General features: G+C 58.4%; 15 protein-coding genes. 14 read left to right on the forward strand and 1 reads right to left on the reverse strand.

What is annotated here, in order from left to right; translation table 11 throughout:
• The first annotated feature begins 4 nt into the window (after nucleotides 1-4).
• Genes pstS through C1A08_RS08930 form a run of 7 tightly spaced genes read left to right on the forward strand, consistent with a single transcriptional unit; the run spans nucleotide 5 to nucleotide 6,707 of the window.
• Nucleotides 5-1,051: a phosphate ABC transporter substrate-binding protein PstS gene (gene pstS, locus C1A08_RS08900; protein WP_055204936.1), complete on the forward strand. Its 1,047-nt coding sequence runs from the start codon at nucleotides 5-7 to the stop codon at nucleotides 1,049-1,051.
• Nucleotides 1,051-1,917: a phosphate ABC transporter permease subunit PstC gene (gene pstC, locus C1A08_RS08905; protein ID WP_055204934.1), complete on the forward strand. Its 867-nt coding sequence runs from the start codon at nucleotides 1,051-1,053 to the stop codon at nucleotides 1,915-1,917. Before pstS ends, pstC begins: the two co-directional genes overlap by 1 nt.
• Before the next feature lie 2 nt (nucleotides 1,918-1,919).
• Entirely contained in the window at nucleotides 1,920-2,798 is an 879-nt protein-coding gene (gene pstA, locus C1A08_RS08910; protein ID WP_055204932.1) for a phosphate ABC transporter permease PstA, read from the forward strand.
• Entirely contained in the window at nucleotides 2,786-3,547 is a 762-nt protein-coding gene (gene pstB / locus C1A08_RS08915; protein ID WP_055204930.1) for a phosphate ABC transporter ATP-binding protein PstB, read from the forward strand. The genes pstA and pstB overlap by 13 nt, the downstream gene beginning before the upstream one ends.
• A gap of 13 nt (nucleotides 3,548-3,560) precedes the next feature.
• A complete protein-coding gene (locus C1A08_RS08920; RefSeq protein ID WP_055204928.1) occupies nucleotides 3,561-4,244 on the forward strand; it encodes a phosphate signaling complex PhoU family protein in 684 nt (227 codons plus the stop codon).
• A gap of 2 nt (nucleotides 4,245-4,246) precedes the next feature.
• On the forward strand, nucleotides 4,247-4,930 hold the full coding sequence (locus C1A08_RS08925; protein ID WP_101572805.1) for a response regulator transcription factor: 684 nt from the start codon (nucleotides 4,247-4,249) through the stop codon (nucleotides 4,928-4,930).
• A complete protein-coding gene (locus tag C1A08_RS08930) occupies nucleotides 4,908-6,707 on the forward strand; it encodes a sensor histidine kinase (RefSeq protein WP_257937090.1) in 1,800 nt (599 codons plus the stop codon). Before C1A08_RS08925 ends, C1A08_RS08930 begins: the two co-directional genes overlap by 23 nt.
• Nucleotides 6,708-6,829: 122 nt before the next feature.
• Here C1A08_RS08930 and C1A08_RS08935 read toward each other — a convergent pair whose 3' ends face one another.
• The gene (locus C1A08_RS08935; protein WP_081032596.1) at nucleotides 6,830-8,497 is read right to left on the reverse strand and encodes a family 43 glycosylhydrolase; all 1,668 of its coding nucleotides are present in this window, start codon (nucleotides 8,495-8,497) and stop codon (nucleotides 6,830-6,832) included.
• 432 nt (nucleotides 8,498-8,929) lie between these two features.
• Between C1A08_RS08935 and C1A08_RS08940 the strand changes: the two genes are divergently transcribed.
• Genes C1A08_RS08940 through C1A08_RS08970 form a run of 7 tightly spaced genes read left to right on the forward strand, consistent with a single transcriptional unit; the run spans nucleotide 8,930 to nucleotide 15,643 of the window.
• Entirely contained in the window at nucleotides 8,930-9,568 is a 639-nt protein-coding gene (locus tag C1A08_RS08940) for a TetR/AcrR family transcriptional regulator (protein ID WP_101572807.1), read from the forward strand.
• 47 nt (nucleotides 9,569-9,615) lie between these two features.
• Nucleotides 9,616-10,875 carry a TolC family protein gene (locus C1A08_RS08945; protein ID WP_101573152.1) on the forward strand — a complete coding sequence of 420 codons (1,260 nt, stop codon included), beginning with the start codon at nucleotides 9,616-9,618 and terminating at the stop codon, nucleotides 10,873-10,875.
• Nucleotide 10,876: 1 nt separating this feature from the next.
• Entirely contained in the window at nucleotides 10,877-11,770 is an 894-nt protein-coding gene (locus C1A08_RS08950) for an HlyD family secretion protein (protein WP_101572809.1), read from the forward strand.
• The gene (locus tag C1A08_RS08955; protein ID WP_055204916.1) at nucleotides 11,770-12,684 is read left to right on the forward strand and encodes an ABC transporter ATP-binding protein; all 915 of its coding nucleotides are present in this window, start codon (nucleotides 11,770-11,772) and stop codon (nucleotides 12,682-12,684) included. Before C1A08_RS08950 ends, C1A08_RS08955 begins: the two co-directional genes overlap by 1 nt.
• Nucleotides 12,677-13,417, forward strand: a complete 741-nt coding sequence (locus tag C1A08_RS08960) for an ABC transporter ATP-binding protein (RefSeq protein WP_101572811.1) — start codon at nucleotides 12,677-12,679, stop codon at nucleotides 13,415-13,417. The genes C1A08_RS08955 and C1A08_RS08960 overlap by 8 nt, the downstream gene beginning before the upstream one ends.
• A gap of 4 nt (nucleotides 13,418-13,421) precedes the next feature.
• Nucleotides 13,422-14,528, forward strand: a complete 1,107-nt coding sequence (locus C1A08_RS08965; RefSeq protein WP_101572813.1) for an ABC transporter permease — start codon at nucleotides 13,422-13,424, stop codon at nucleotides 14,526-14,528.
• 2 nt (nucleotides 14,529-14,530) lie between these two features.
• Nucleotides 14,531-15,643 (forward strand): ABC transporter permease, encoded by a 1,113-nt coding sequence (locus tag C1A08_RS08970; protein ID WP_101572815.1) that lies wholly within the window; start codon nucleotides 14,531-14,533, stop codon nucleotides 15,641-15,643.
• Nucleotides 15,644-15,651: the final 8 nt, after the last annotated feature.

A 15,651-nucleotide genomic window follows, 5' to 3' on the forward strand; every position in this document is an offset into this window, starting at 1 on the left:
AGAAGTGAAAAAATTGATTCTCATCGCATTGGCCGCCGTTCTGGCCGCCTGCGGACAATCTCCGAAAGGGAGCGGCCGGGAAAAACTGGCCGGCGCGGGCGCAACGTTCCCGCTGCCGTACTATAATCTTGCATTCAAGACCTATCGCGACAGCGTTCCGGCGGAAGTCTCCTACGGCGGTATCGGAAGCGGCGGCGGCATCCGCAGCCTGAAAGACCGGATCGTCGATTTCGCCGGCAGCGACGCCTACCTGACCGATGCGGAAATGGCCGCGATGCCCGACAGCGTGATCCACATCCCGACCTGCATGGGCGCCGTGGTAATGGCCTACAACCTGCCGGGCGTGGAAAAATTGAAACTGACCGGCGAACTGGTGGCCGATATCTACCTGGGTAAAATTACCCGCTGGAACGACGCCCGCATCCGCGGGATCAACCCCGGCGTACAGCTTCCCGATCTGGAGATCCATCCGGTATACCGTTCCGACGGCAGCGGCACGACTTTCGTATTCAGCGATTACCTGACAAAAGTAAGCCCCGCATGGAAAGAGACGATCGGGGCCGGCAAATCGCTCGAATGGCCGGCCGGCCTCGCCGCCAAAGGCAATCCCGGCATATCGGGGACAGTCAGCCAGACCGAAGGGGCCGTCGGCTACATCGGGTCGGAATACGCTTTTGCACAGCATATCAGCTACGCGAGCCTGCAAAACAAGGCGGGCCGCTTCATCGACCCGACCCTCGAAAGCATCTCGGCAGCGGCCGCGGGCGACCTGCCGACCGACACGCGTTGCATGATTACCGATCCGGACGCGGCGGACGCTTACCCGATCAGTTGCTTTACGTGGATTCTGCTGTACAAGGAACAAGGCTACGACAAGCGCACCCGCGAACAGAGCGAAGCCCTCGTCGACTTGCTCGGATGGATGCTCGGCAGCCAAGCGCAGGATCTGGCCGGCAAGGTCAATTACGCCCCGCTGCCGCAACAGGTGATCGACAACGGGCGCGCACAACTGGGCACAGTTACGTATAAAGGAGAAAAACTGCTGAAGTAATGATCCGCACAGCCGCACGCGACCGTATTTTCAAAGGACTGCTGCTGGCGGCGGCGGCCGCCATCATACTGATCTGCGGGGGAATGTTCTACTCGCTGATCAGCGGAGCGGCGCCGGCGTTCGACCATTTCGGCTTTTTCCGCTTCATCGCCTCGTCGGACTGGAACCCGAAGACCGGCTCCGAAAGCTACGGGGCGCTGCCGTTCATCGCGGGGACCGTGCTGACTTCGCTGCTGGCCATGCTGTTCTGCCTTCCGCTGTCGCTGCCGGTCGCCCTTTTCACCGGCGAATATTTCCGGGGCCGGCGGATCGCGAAAGTAATCGGTACGGTGATCGACCTGCTGGCCGGCATCCCGTCGATCGTCTACGGGCTGTGGGGATTCTACGTGATCCGGCCGGTGATCGTCGACCTGGGACTGTCGTCGCAGGGATTCGGCATCCTGACCGCATCGGTCGTACTGGCGATCATGGTGATCCCGTATGCCGCGTCGCTCAGTTCGGAGTTTATCTCGATGGTGTCGCGCGAACTGAAAGAAGGAGCGTACAGCCTCGGCGGAACGCGGCTCGACGTGATCCGCCGCGTCGTCTTTCCGGTCGCCGGGTCGGGTATTTTCGCCAGTTACGTACTGGCGCTCGGGCGTGCGCTCGGCGAGACGATGGCCGTCACGATGCTGATCGGTAACACGAACCTGATTCCGACCGGCCTGACCGCCACCGGCAACACGATGGCCAGCGTCATCGCCAACCAGTTCGGCGAGGCCGACGGGCTGAAGCTCAGCTCGCTCGTCGCCATCGGGCTGCTACTTTTCATTATCACCGCCGTAATCAACCTGATCGGGCGGCTCATTCTTCGTAAATTCCGATAACTATGACGATAACGGTTCCTAAATCGCGGACGCGGTTCCGCAAGGCGAAAGAACGGGCGTTCTTCTACGTGGTCTGCGGATTCTCACTGCTCACGGCCGTCCCGCTGCTGCTGATTATCTGGGAAGTGGTACGCAAGGGATACCGTCAGATCTCGCTGTCGTTCTTCACCGAGAACGCGCCGAGCACGCTGGACGCGATGCTGGCCAAAACGGCCGGCGAGTCGATCCCCGGAGGCATCGCGAACGGCATCCTCGGCACGCTGTCGATGACGCTGATCGCGGCGCTGATCGCGATCCCGTCGGGGATTCTCGCAGGAGTTTACCTGTCAGAAAAGCGTAAAACGGCGTTCGCAGGCATCGTACGTTTTCTGACCGAACTGCTGCAAGGCACCCCGTCGATCGTGATCGGGATCATCGCCTACGCCTGGATCGTCGTACCGCTGGGCAGTTACTCGATGCTGGCCGGCAGCGTGGCGCTTGCCGGAATCATGCTGCCGCTGATCGTCCGCTCGACCGAGGAGACGCTGAATATGCTGCCCTCACCGCTGAAAGAGGCCGGGCTGGCGCTCGGAGCGCCTTACCGCTCGGTCGTGATGCGTATTCTGGTGCCGTCGGCTTTCGGCGGGATGTTCACCGGCATCCTGCTGGCCGTATCGCGGGCGATGGGCGAAACCGCCCCGCTGATGCTGACCGCGCTGGGCTGCGCAACGCTGAACTTCGACCCGCTGCACCCCACTTCGGCCGTTCCGCTGCTGATCTGGGAGTTCTACAACGATCCGAACCTCGTCGACCTGATCTGGGGCTGCTCGCTGCTGCTGCTGATCCTGACGCTGGTGCTGAATATCATTGCCAAACGAATCGCTGCAAAATGGAAAATCTGAAACTGCAAATAAACGACCTGTCGGTCGCCTACACTCCGGAAAAACTGGCCGTGAAACACGTCACGACGGGCATCCTCGAACGGACGATCACGGCGATCATGGGCCCGTCGGGCTGCGGTAAAAGCACGCTGCTGCGGGCGATCAACCGTATGCACGAGCTCTATCCGGACATCCGCGTGACGGGCGAAATCCTGCTCGACGAACGAAATATCTTCAAAATGAATCCGATGGAGGTGAGACGGATGGCCGGCATGGTGTTCCAGCGGCCGAACCCGTTCCCGACGATGAGCATTTACGACAACGTGCTGGCCGGATACAAGCTGAACGGCATCCGGTTGTCGAAAGCGCAGAAGGACGAGATCGTCGAAACGAGCCTTACGAGCGTCGGACTCTGGAGCGAAGTGCGCGATTCGCTGTTCCGCAAAGGAGGATTCCTCTCCGGCGGACAGCAGCAACGGCTGTGCATCGCCCGCGCGATCGCGCTGAAACCCGAAGTGCTGCTGATGGACGAACCGACCTCGGCGCTCGACCCGATCGCGACGCACCGCGTCGAAGAGCTGATGCTCGAACTGAAAAAAGAGTTCACGATCGTCATCGTGACGCACAATATGGCGCAGGCGGCGCGGATCTCGGACTACTCGCTGTTTATGTACCTCGGCGAGCTGGTCGAATCCGGCCGCACGCAAACCCTGTTCACCACACCGAAAGACAAACGGACCGAAGAGTACCTCTCCGGCCAGTTCGGATAAAAACACACCTATTATGAACCGATTGAAAGACACCGTTTTAAAACCGGTAGGCGACCAGTTCGACCGGCTAACCGAACTCATCCTGAGACAACTCTCCATCACCCGGCAACTGCTCGCGGGAAATTCGTCCGCCGAACTGCGCGACGAACTGAACCGCAACGAAAGCGCGATCGACGGCCTGGAAGTCTCGATCCGCGACGAAGTGGTCAACGTGATCGTACTGCACGCGCCGCGCGCCTCGAACCTGCGGATCATCATGGCCTGCTACGATACGACCTCGAATCTGGAGCGCATCGGCGACCTGATCCACAACGTCTACGAATTCACCGGCGGCACGGCCGTCAGCACCGGACTGTACCGCCGCAAAAGCGACGGACTGCTCAAAATGTTCGACCTGGCGGCGGATATGGTGAAAAACGTTATTTTTGCGATGAACTGCAGCGACGAACGGCTGGCGCGCGAAGTGATCCGCAGCGACGACCGCGTGGACGAATGGTGGCGGCGGATTTCCGGCGAGTTGAAAAGCACGGGAACCCAGCGGACGCTGACGGCCGAAGAGATGGAAGGGATGCTGTCGGTTTTCGGCATCGCGAACAACCTCGAACGCATCGGCGACCAGGCGACGAACATCGCCGAGGCGGTGATTTTCGTTACCGAAGGGAAAGACATCAAGCACACGGACAAAAACCTGTTGTAAAAATGGCAAAACGCGAGAAAATACTGGTCGTGGACGACGAACAGGATCTGTGCGAGATCCTGCGCTTCAACCTCGAATGCGAAGGGTTCGCCGTCGAAACGGCCGAATCGGCCGAGCAGGCCCTGAAAATGCTGCCGGACGGCTACGACCTGATCCTGCTGGACGTGATGATGGAAGGGATGTCGGGATTCCGGATGGCAGAAAAGGTGCGCAAGGAGCAGAAACTGCAAGTTCCGATCGTCTTCCTGACGGCCAAGGACACCGAAAACGACCTGCTCACCGGATTCAGCCTCGGAGGGGACGACTACATTCCGAAACCGTTCTCGATCAAGGAAGTGACGGCCCGCGTAAAGGCCGTGCTGAAACGGAGCGCCGCAGCGCCGGCCGATACGAACCGTACGATCGAACTGGGCGAACTGACGATCGATCCCGAAACCAAGAGCGCGACGCTCGGCAACGAACACATCCTGCTGACCAAAAAGGAGTTCGAAATCCTTATGACGCTGGCGCGGACTCCGAACAAGGTTTTTTCGCGGGAGGATATTCTCGAACGCGTCTGGAAAAAGGAGTCCTACGTGCTCGAACGCACCGTAGACGTGCACATCACACGGCTGCGTAAAAAACTGGGAACTTTCGGCGAACGCCTGACGAACCGTTCCGGATATGGATACTGCATCGAATTTTAACCCGATAACCGATACCGCCATGCGCCTGAGCTATCGAAAAAAACTGTTTTTTTACTTCCTGATCGTATTCGCCGTTTTCGCGGCGATCGTCGTCTTCGTCCAGCAAAACCGCGAACGAACCTTCAGAAACGACGAGTTCAAACGGGGAATGGACGTTTACGCGACGCTGATCTCGAAATACATCGCCGAAAACCATCTGACCGCTCCGGATTCGATGTCCCGGCTTGACAGCCTGCTGCCGCTGCTGCCCCGGGATCTGCGGATAAGCATCATCGACCGGCGCGGCAACGTGCTGTTCGACAACGGCTCCGACGGAAAACCGATCGTCGAGAACCACCTGTCGCGGCCCGAAATCGCCCAAGCGCTGATCCGCGGCGGCGGAAGCCACATTCGGCACTCGGCAACCACCGGAAAAACTTATTATTACTATGCGCGGCTGTTCGGCAACGATTTCGTCCGGGTGGCGCTGCCTTACGACAACGCGGCGAAACTGAGCCTGAAAGCGGACGATTTCTTTCTTTATTTCATGTTGCTGCTTTTCTTTGTCGCGCTGATCTCGTTGCTGTACCTGTCCGACCGTTTCGGCAAGGCGGTCAGCGGATTGCGCGACTTTCTGGTCTCGACCGAGAACAACCGTCCCGATTTCGACAAGGTCAGATTCCCGGATACCGAACTCGGCGAGATAGGCAACCGCATCGTCACCAATTACCGGCTGCTGCGCGAAAGCCGCAACCTGCTCGATACGGAACGTGAAAAACTGATCCGCCACTTCCACTATTCGGACGAGGGAATCTGCATCTTTTCGCCGGACGGAGACAAAATTTATGCGAACTCGCACTTCATACAGCACCTCAACACGATCCTCGACGAACCGACCTCCGACGCGACCGCAATTCTCCGGGCCAAAGATTTCGGCGACCTGCGCGAATTCCTGCAACGGCACCGGCCGGTCAACCCGCAGTCGGCCTCGATCCCGATCTACGAAACCAAGCTTACCCGGGAAGGCCGTCATTTCGCCGTCCGGCTGCTGATTTTCAACGACAACAGTTTCGAAATCACGCTCGATAACATCACCGCGCAGGAGAAAAACCGGCTGCTGAAACAGGAGATGACCAACAACATCGCGCACGAACTGAAAACCCCCGTCACCAGCATCCGGGGATACCTCGAAACCCTGCTGCAACAGCACGAGATCAGTCCGGACAAACAGCGCTTCTTTCTCGACCGGGCTTATACCCAGGCATTGAGACTGTCCGACCTGATCCGCGACGTCGCGCTGATCACCAAGATCGAAGAGGCGACCGACTTGTTCGAGCGCAAACCGGTCGACCTGAAACAGGTCGTCGAAGAGGTGATCGCCGACCATAAAAATACGCTGGACGCTCACCGCGTGCAGATCGTCGACCGCATCGGCCGCGGAACGACGGTCGAAGGAAACCACACGCTGCTTTACTCGATCTTCTGGAACCTGACCGACAATGCGGTCAATTACGCCGGCGAAGGCGTCACGATCACGATCGAGCAATACGCCGAGGACGACGATTTCTACTACTTCTCGTTCCACGACAACGGCTGCGGCGTACCGGAGGCCGATCTGGAAAAAATATTCGTCCGTTTCTACCGGGTCGACGAAGGTCGGAGTCGCAAAAACGGAGGATCGGGACTCGGACTGTCGATCGTCCGCAACTCGGTATTGTACCACAAAGGACGCATCTCGGCCAAAAACCGGAAAGAAGGGGGACTCGAATTCCTGTTCTCGCTGGCCAAAAAGAGCTGACCGAAACGCGCTTCCGCCAAACGCTCCCGTTGCGAAGAAACTGTTCGCAACGGGAGCGTTTTCATAAGATATATTCCGGCCGAATACGCCGGTTGCCGGACAGAGGTCGTCCGTCGAAAAAATTACCGCCGCGCGCCGAATTCCAGCCAATCGACCCGAACATCCCCGCTGCCGGGCTTCGTCTTCAGAAAGATATAGAACGCATCCTTCCCGTCGCGGGTTACGGAAGCCGGGGCTTCGACCTTCTTCCATTCGCCGTCGGTATTCGGCAGATCGACGGCGGCGATCAACTCCCCGTCCGCAGAGCCCCGGCGAATTTCGAGCGACCCGCCGGCGGCTTCGGTGCAGACGCTCATGCCGACTGTCGAAATTTCCGGTGAGAAATCCATAAAACGGTATCCGATCCACTGTCCCGGCTCGTTGTAAAAAGTGTACGGATAACCGACATACCGGAAAACATACGGATTGGCGGTCGGCTCGCGCCGCGTCACCAGCCTGCGGTCGTTACGGCCGCCCGAATAGACGACCCCGCTGGAGCTGCGGATCCGTTCGCCCGGTACGAAACAGCCCTTTACGCCGGACGAAGTCGGCTCGGCCCGCCGGATCGTCCCGTCATCGTCGAATTCGATCCGGTCGAGGCAGGCGGCACGGGTCAGACCGAGCTCCGACACCGGCATATGGTACGACACGTACCACTGTCCGTCGAACGGTTCGATCGAGCCGTGTATGTTTCCGGAAGCCGGATAATCGTAATTGGTAACGATCACGCCGCGGTAGGTATACGGGCCGAGCGGATTTTCGGCCGTCATATACCCCATCAGCGTCGGAACCGCGCCGTCGCGTTCGATATTGCCTTTATTCTGAATATAGATGTAATAGTAAATGCCGTTGCGTTTCCGCAGCGAAGGCCCTTCGAACGGCTCGTCGCCGACCGGCATATACTGCGTCACGTCGCGGCAGGTTTCGGGCATCACCCGCGAGTAGTCCGACGGGTCGAGCCGGCAGATAAAGAATTTCGGACTCGCCAGGTACACCTTGCCGTCATCGTCGACCAGTACGCCCGGATCGATCTGCGGGATGGGCTCGCCGTTCAGCGTTACGAGTCGGACGTTGCCGAAAGGCCCTGTCGGGCTCGTCCCCTCGGCGATATACACCGGCTGGCCGTTGCCGCAAAACAGCAGGTAATACTTGTCTTTTTCGGTCGGGCTTTTGAAGACGTCCGGCGCCCACAGCCGCCGCGTATTTCCGCGGATCTCCGCCGGAATACTGTCGATCGAGATGCTGACGCCCGCGTCCGTCCAGTGGATCAGGTCGTCGGAATAGATCACATGGTAGTCGGTCGAACAGAAATCCCGTTCGCCGTTCGGCAGAAAACCGTTCGTCACGTCCCGCGACCCGAAAATATACATCCGTCCGTCGAAAACGTGCGGCTCGCCGTCGGCGATAAACAGTCCCCACGTCGGCGGCAGGATCGGATTCTGTCCCTCGTAACCGACCGACACGATGCATTCGGCTTTCGAACCGGCCGCTGAAGCCGTAATTACGGCATCGCCTTTCGAAACGCCGGTCACCACGCCGCTCCGGGAAACCGTCGCCACCTTTTCATCGCTCGACGTCCACTGCACGCCGCCGGCAGGAGCCTCCGCCAGGCGGATTTTCATCTTATCCCCGCTGTCGATCATAAACGCCGCCTTGTCCAGACGGATTCCGCCGCCCGCAGCGCCGCTGCATACGCCCGCTCCGAAAACGAACGAAAAGAGCGTCAGCGACCACAAAAAAAACCTTTTCATAAACGATAGAATAACGTTAGAACGCCCGATGCGTCCGACCGGGTACTTTCAAATATAACTAAAAGAAATTTTTCCGGCAATTCCGCCGGCCGCCTTACCGCTCCGTTTTTACGCGAAGAACCCCGGTCGCAACACCCGCAACGGCCTCGGTTCAAAAGCGAAAAGGCCCGAGAAAGCAATATAGGTCTGATTCTTGCAACAGACCGGACGACGATTTCGGAAACCTGAAATACGGTAAGTCGCGCCGTTTGCCGGCTGCCGGCACATATTCCGGCCCGTTTGCGTAGAGCCCGGAAACACACAGATTCAAAGCATTCATTATAAATACATTGAACGATTTATCCACAAAAAAACAGCGTTGAAATTTGCAAGGTTCGTATTTATTCCTACATTTGCGGTATTAATAGATATATTAAATTAAACTATTAACACATGAAACAGACGGAAAAAACGGCGAAAAACGAAACCGAACCGATGGAACAGGCGATCCTGCGGGCGGCCGAACGGCTGTTCCTCGACAAAGGGTTCGCACTGACCTCAACGACCGAGATCGCCCGGGAAGCGGGCTGCAACCAGGCGCTCGTTCATTACTATTTCCGCACGAAAGAGAACCTTTTCGAGAAAATTTTCGAACAGAAAATACGGATGCTGATCTCGAACATATTTTCGATCGACCGGGAAGGCGGAACTTTCGAAGAGAAACTGCGGCGCAAAATCGAAGCGCATTTCGAAATCCTGAAAAAGAATCCGAAAATCCCCTTTCTGGTCATCAACGAGATCACGACGAACCCGGAACGGATCGCATCGCTGCGCGACAGCATCGGCGAACTGCCGCTGAGCGTTTACGCTACATTCGAACAAGATCTGCAAAAAGAGATCGCGCAGGGACGAGTCCGCGAAACCAATGCGCTCGACCTGATGTTCAGCGCGCTGTCGCTGAATCTCGCCACGTTCCTGGTCCGACCGGTACTGCAGAACATTCTCGGCCTGACGGACGAAGCGATGGACGGCTTCCTCGAGCACCGCAAAGAGGAGAACGTGAAAATCATCCTGCAAAGCCTCAAGCCGTAAAACATCGGAAAACCTTCACTTCACTCATGCATAAATTCAGTAAAACGATGAAAATAATCCGATCCATCCTGCTGCTGGCCGTCGGTTTCGGAACTTTGCCGGCACAGGCGCAACTGACCATCGACGCCTGCCAGCAGAAAGCGCAGGCCAACTATCCGCTCGTGGCCCAGTACGGACTGATCCGACAATCGGAACAGTACGACCTGGAAAACGCCAACAAAGGCTACCTGCCTCAGTTGTCGCTGTCGGCCAAAGCCTCTTACCAGACCGACGTGACGAAAATCCCGTTCTCGTTGCCGGGCATCGACATCCCGACCCTCAGCAAAGACCAGTATCAGGTCGTAGCCGAGGTGAACCAGGTAATCTGGGACGGCGGGAACATCCGTGCGAAAAAACAGAATGTCAAAGCGTCCGCCGAAGTCGACCTGCAACAGCAGCAGGTCGATATGTACGCGATCCGCGAACGGGTCAATTCGCTGTTCTTCGGCATTCTACTGACCGAGGAACAACTGGAACTGAACCGGCTGTACGACGAGGAGCTCGAACGCAACTACCGCAAAATAAGCAGCTTCATCGAGAACGGGGTCGCCAACCAAGCCGACCTCGACGCGGTGCAGGTCGAACAGCTCTCGAACCGACAGCAGCGCGTCTCGCTAGAAGCGACCAACCGCGCGTACCGGCAGATGCTGGGAGCCTTCATCGGCGAAAACGCCGACAGCGCCGAACTGATCTGCCCGGAAGTCGGAAGCGAGCCGGCGCCTACCGACGTGAACCGTCCGGAGCTGCGCCTGCTCGACGCCCGCAACACGCTGCTGGACGCCCAACTGAAACAGTTGAACGCCCGGAACCGCCCGACCCTCGGTCTGTTCGTACAGGGAGCCTACGGCAAACCGGGACTGAACATGCTGCAAGACAAATTCAAAGCATTCGCGATCGGCGGCGTGCGGTTTTCATGGAATTTCGGCAATTATTACACGCATAAAAGCGACGCGGCCAAGATAGACGTCGCGCGCAACGCGCTCCGCACACAACGCGAAACGTTCCTGTTCAATACGAACCAGCAGGTCGAATCCTCGCAAAGCGAACTCGAAAAATACCGCCGCACGCTCTCCGACGACGACCGGATCGTAGCGCTGCGCGACAATATCAAACGCGCGTCGGAGGCGAAGGTCGCGGAGGGCACGATGAGCGTTACCGACTACATGCAGGAGGTAACCAAAGCCGAAACGGCACGGCAGAACCGCGCGTTGCACCGGATGCAACTGATCATGACGACATACAACCTGAAAAATATAACCAACAACTGATATGAAACGATTTCTGATTCTCGCGCTTTGCGCCGGGGCGACGGCCTGCGGCGGCAATAAAAACGGTTACGACGCCTCCGGGACGTTCGAGGCGACCGAAGTGATCGTATCCTCGGAAGCCAACGGACGAATTACTTCGTTCGGCGTGGAAGAAGGCCGGCGGCTCGCGGCCGGACAAACCGTCGGCACGGTCGACAGCGTCCAGCTCTACCTGAAAAAGCTGCAACTCCAAAAACAGCTCGGGGCGACGCGCAGCCGCACGTCCGACATCGGCAAACAGATCGCCGCCACGCAACAGCAGATCGCCACGCAGCAGCGCGAAAAACGGCGCGTCGAAAACCTGCTGAAAGCCGACGCCGCGAACACCAAACAACTGGACGATATCGACGCGCAGATCGCCGTACTCGAAAAACAGCTCGCAGCGCAGCTCTCGACGCTCGAAAACAGCAACCGCGGCGTCAACGAAGAGAGCTCGGCCATCGAAATCCAGGTGGCTCAGATCGAAGACCAGCTCGCCAAATGCCGCATCGTAAACCCGATCGACGGGACGGTACTGGTCAAATACGCCGAAACGGGCGAAGTGACCGCCCAAGGCAAACCGCTGTTCAAGATCGCCGACGTCGATCGCATGGAACTCCGCGCCTACATCACATCGGGCCAACTGACAGGCCTGAAACTCGGCGACAGGGTGCGCGTGTTCGCCGATTCGGGCGACAAAGGCAGCCGCGAATACGACGGCGAAGTGATCTGGATCTCGGACAAAGCCGAGTTCACGCCGAAAACGATCCAAACCCGCGACGAACGCGCGAACCTGGTCTATCCGGTCAAAATCGCCGTCCACAACGACGGCCTGCTGAAAATCGGCATGTACGCCGACGTCAAATTCTCCGAATAATGGCTTCCGCAGTAACCATACGCGACCTCACGAAAAGCTACGGGCGCATCGAAGCGCTGCGCGGAGTGAGCTTCGATGCGCAACGCGGCGAGATCTTCGGAATTATCGGCCCAGACGGGGCCGGCAAGACGACACTGTTCCGCATCCTGACGACGTTGCTGCTGCCCGACAGCGGCCGGGCGACGGTCGACGGACTCGACGTGGCGGCCGACTACAAACAGATCCGGCGGCGGGTCGGTTACATGCCGGGACGGTTCTCGCTGTACCAGGACATGAGCGTCGAAGAGAACCTGCGCTTTTTCGCAACGCTTTTCGGGACGACCATCGAGGCGAACTACGACCTGATCCGCGACATTTACAGTCAGATCGAACCGTTCCGCACGCGGCGGGCCGGAGCGCTTTCGGGCGGGATGAAGCAGAAACTAGCGCTCAGTTGCGCGCTGATCCACAAACCGTCGGTATTGTTCCTCGACGAGCCGACGACCGGCGTCGACCCGGTATCGCGCAAGGAACTGTGGGAGATGCTCGCCAAACTGCGCTGCCAGGGCATCACGATCCTCGTATCGACGCCCTATATGGACGAGGCGTCGCGCTGCGACCGGATCGCGCTGATCCGCGGCGGCCGGTTCCTCGATATAGACACGCCGAAACGCATCATCGAAAAATTCGGAGAGCGGCTGTGGGCCGTATCGGGCGACCGGATGCCGGCCATGCTGAAAACGCTGCGCCGTCATCCGCAGATCACCTCGGCCTTCGCGTTCGGCGACACGCACCACGCGACGCCCGACGCGACGCTGACCGAAAAGCAACTGGCCGCTTACCTGACCGCGGAAGGATACCGCAATCTGCGGATCGAGGCGATCGAACCGGGTATCGAAGATTGTTACATGAAACTGGACCGTACCAATGAATGATAAAGTAATCGAAACGAAAGGACTGACCAAGCGGTTCGGCAGCTTCACGGCGGTCGACCGCATCAGTTTCGAGGTCGGGCGCGGCGAGATCTTCGGATTCCTCGGCGCGAACGGCGCCGGCAAAACGACCGCAATGCGGATGCTGTGCGGCCTGAGCCGCCCGACCGAGGGCGGCGGTACGGTCGCCGGGTTCGACATCGTGCGCCAAAGCGAGCAGATCAAACGCAACATCGGCTACATGAGCCAGCGCTTTTCGCTGTACGAAGACCTGAAAGTGTGGGAAAACATCCGGCTGTTCGGCGGCATCTACGGCATGGGAAGCCGGCAGATCGCCGAAAAGACCGACCGGGTGCTGCGCCGGCTCGGATTCGCCGAAGAACGCAACACGCTGGTGAGCGCACTGCCGCTCGGCTGGAAGCAGAAACTGGCTTTCTCGGTAGCGATCTTCCACGAGCCGCGCATCGTCTTCCTCGACGAGCCGACCGGAGGGGTCGATCCGGCTACGCGGCGGCAGTTCTGGGAGCTGATCTACGACGCGTCGGAACGGGGCATCACGGTTTTCGTCACGACGCACTACATGGACGAGGCGGAGTACTGCAACCGCGTCTCGATCATGGTCGACGGGGCGATCCGGGCGCTGGATACTCCGGCCAACCTGAAACGAACTTTCGACGCGCCGAATATGGACGAGGTGTTCCACCGCCTCGCCCGCGAAGCTAAACGGGGAGAATAACGCCATGAAACAATTTCTGTCTTTCGTCTATAAAGAGTTCTGCCACATCCTGCGCGACAGCCGCACGGTGCTGATTCTGCTGGTAATGCCGATCGTGCAGATCATCCTGTTCGGATTCGCTATCTCGACAGACGTCAACAACGTCCGGCTGGCCGTCTACGACCCGTCGAACGATGACGCCACACGGCGGATCGTAGAGCGTTTCGACGCAAACCGCTACTTCTCGTTGGTCGAAACGCTCCGCACCCCGCAACAGATCGAGGAAGCGTTCCGTTCGAACCGGGCCGACCTCGCGCTGGTCTTCGAGGAGAATTTCCAACAAAACCTGCTGCACGGCGGAACGGGGAACGTCCAGTTGATCTGCGACGGAACCGACCCGAACACCGCGACGCTGGTGACAAGTTACGCATCGAACATCCTGGCCGCATACCAGGCCGAGCTTTCGGCCGGCACCCCCGCCCCGCTACAAATCGTTCCGGAAGTGAAACTGCTGTACAATCCGCAAATGAAAGGGGCGTACAACTTCGTGCCGGGCGTGATGGGTATGATCCTGATGCTGATCTGCGCGATGATGACGGCCATTTCGATCGTTCGCGAAAAAGAGCGCGGAACGATGGAAGTGCTGCTCGTGTCGCCGATGCGACCGATCTACATCATCCTCGCCAAAGCCGTCCCCTACCTCGCGCTGTCGGCCGTAAACCTGGCGACGATCATTCTCGTAGCGGTTTACATCCTGCAGGTTCCGGTAGCGGGCAGCCTGTTCTGGCTGTCGGTGATCTCACTGCTGTTCGTCATCACGGCACTGGCGCTCGGATTGCTGATCTCGACACTCGTCAAAACGCAGGTAGCCGCGATGCTCGCTTCGGGGATGGTGCTGATGATGCCCACCACGCTGCTCTCGGGCATGATGTTTCCGATCGAAAGTATGCCGGGCGTATTACAGGGACTGTCGGCCGTTATCCCGGCGCGCTGGTACATCGAAGCGGTCAAAAAAGTGATGATCGAAGGACTCGGCATCACCTACGCGCTCAAAGAGGTGGCGATCCTCAGCGCAATGGCCGTCGTGCTGGTCGTCGTAAGTCTTAAGAAATTCAAATACAGACTCGAATAGCCATGTTGAAATACCTGATCGAAAAAGAGTTCAAACAGATCCGCCGCAACTCGTTCCTGCCCCGGCTGATCCTGTTCATGCCGTGCCTGACAATGCTGGTACTGCCGTGGGCGGCCAGTATGGAGGTACGCAACATCAACCTGGCCGTCGTCGACAACGACCGCTCGGCCTACTCCGGGCGACTGACCGAAAAAGCCTCGGCGTCGGCCTATTTCAACCTCGTCGACGTCGCGTCCTCGTACGAAGAAGCGATGGAAGGCGTCGAATCGGGACAAACCGACATCATCCTCGAAATCCCGGAAAAATTCGAACGCAAGCTGACTACCGAAGGCGCCGCGCAGGTGCTCATTGCGGCCAATGCGGTCAACGGAACGAAGGGGGGACTGGGCAGTTCGTACCTCACCGCCATCGTGAACGACTTCTCGGCCGACTTGCGCAACGAAACCGCCGCGCAGTCTCGGATTTCGGCCGCGCCGGCCGTTCGGATCACCCCGCAGTACAAGTTCAATCCGCATTTGAATTACCAAGTCTATATGGTTCCGGCGCTCATGGTAATGCTGCTGACGATCGTCTGCGGATTCATGCCGGCGCTGAACATCGTCAGCGAAAAAGAGATCGGGACGATCGAACAGATCAACGTGTCGCCGGTCGGCAAATTCCAGTTCATCCTCGCCAAGTTGATTCCGTATTGGGTAATCGGATTCGTCGTGCTGTCGATCAGTTTCGTATTGGCATGGCTCGTCTACGGGCTCGTACCGGCGGGCAACCTGCTGACGATCTACGCCGGGATGGCGCTGTACGTGCTGACCGTGTCGGGCCTCGGCCTGCTCGTATCGAACACTTCCGACACGATGCAGCAGGCAATGTTCGTGATGTTCTTTTTCATGATCGTGCTGATTCTGATGAGCGGACTGTTCACCCCGATCAGTAGCATGCCGGGCTGGGCGCAAAAGATCACGCTGTTCAATCCGCTGCGGTACTTCATCCAGATCATGCGAATGATTTACCTCAAAGGGAGCGGATTCGCCGATCTGCTGACGCAGTTCTCAGCGCTGGCCGTCTTCACGGTGACGATCAACTTATGGGCCGTGCTGAGCTACCGCAAAAACCGGTAAACAGAAAA

The sequence above is a fragment of the Alistipes sp. cv1 genome, assembly GCF_900240235.1.
Taxonomy (GTDB): domain Bacteria; phylum Bacteroidota; class Bacteroidia; order Bacteroidales; family Rikenellaceae; genus Alistipes_A; species Alistipes_A hominis.

Coding starts and splice junctions, on each gene's coding strand:
- pstC (WP_055204934.1), top strand. CDS start 1,051: ATGATCCGCACAGCCGCACGCGACCGTATTTTCAAAGGACTGCTGCTG.
- pstA (WP_055204932.1), top strand. CDS start 1,920: ATGACGATAACGGTTCCTAAATCGCGGACGCGGTTCCGCAAGGCGAAA.
- pstB (WP_055204930.1), top strand. CDS start 2,786: ATGGAAAATCTGAAACTGCAAATAAACGACCTGTCGGTCGCCTACACT.
- C1A08_RS08920 (WP_055204928.1), top strand. CDS start 3,561: ATGAACCGATTGAAAGACACCGTTTTAAAACCGGTAGGCGACCAGTTC.
- C1A08_RS08925 (WP_101572805.1), top strand. CDS start 4,247: ATGGCAAAACGCGAGAAAATACTGGTCGTGGACGACGAACAGGATCTG.
- C1A08_RS08930 (WP_257937090.1), top strand. CDS start 4,908: ATGGATACTGCATCGAATTTTAACCCGATAACCGATACCGCCATGCGC.
- C1A08_RS08935 (WP_081032596.1), bottom strand. CDS start 8,497: ATGAAAAGGTTTTTTTTGTGGTCGCTGACGCTCTTTTCGTTCGTTTTC.
- C1A08_RS08940 (WP_101572807.1), top strand. CDS start 8,930: ATGAAACAGACGGAAAAAACGGCGAAAAACGAAACCGAACCGATGGAA.
- C1A08_RS08945 (WP_101573152.1), top strand. CDS start 9,616: ATGAAAATAATCCGATCCATCCTGCTGCTGGCCGTCGGTTTCGGAACT.
- C1A08_RS08950 (WP_101572809.1), top strand. CDS start 10,877: ATGAAACGATTTCTGATTCTCGCGCTTTGCGCCGGGGCGACGGCCTGC.
- C1A08_RS08955 (WP_055204916.1), top strand. CDS start 11,770: ATGGCTTCCGCAGTAACCATACGCGACCTCACGAAAAGCTACGGGCGC.
- C1A08_RS08960 (WP_101572811.1), top strand. CDS start 12,677: ATGAATGATAAAGTAATCGAAACGAAAGGACTGACCAAGCGGTTCGGC.
- C1A08_RS08965 (WP_101572813.1), top strand. CDS start 13,422: ATGAAACAATTTCTGTCTTTCGTCTATAAAGAGTTCTGCCACATCCTG.
- C1A08_RS08970 (WP_101572815.1), top strand. CDS start 14,531: ATGTTGAAATACCTGATCGAAAAAGAGTTCAAACAGATCCGCCGCAAC.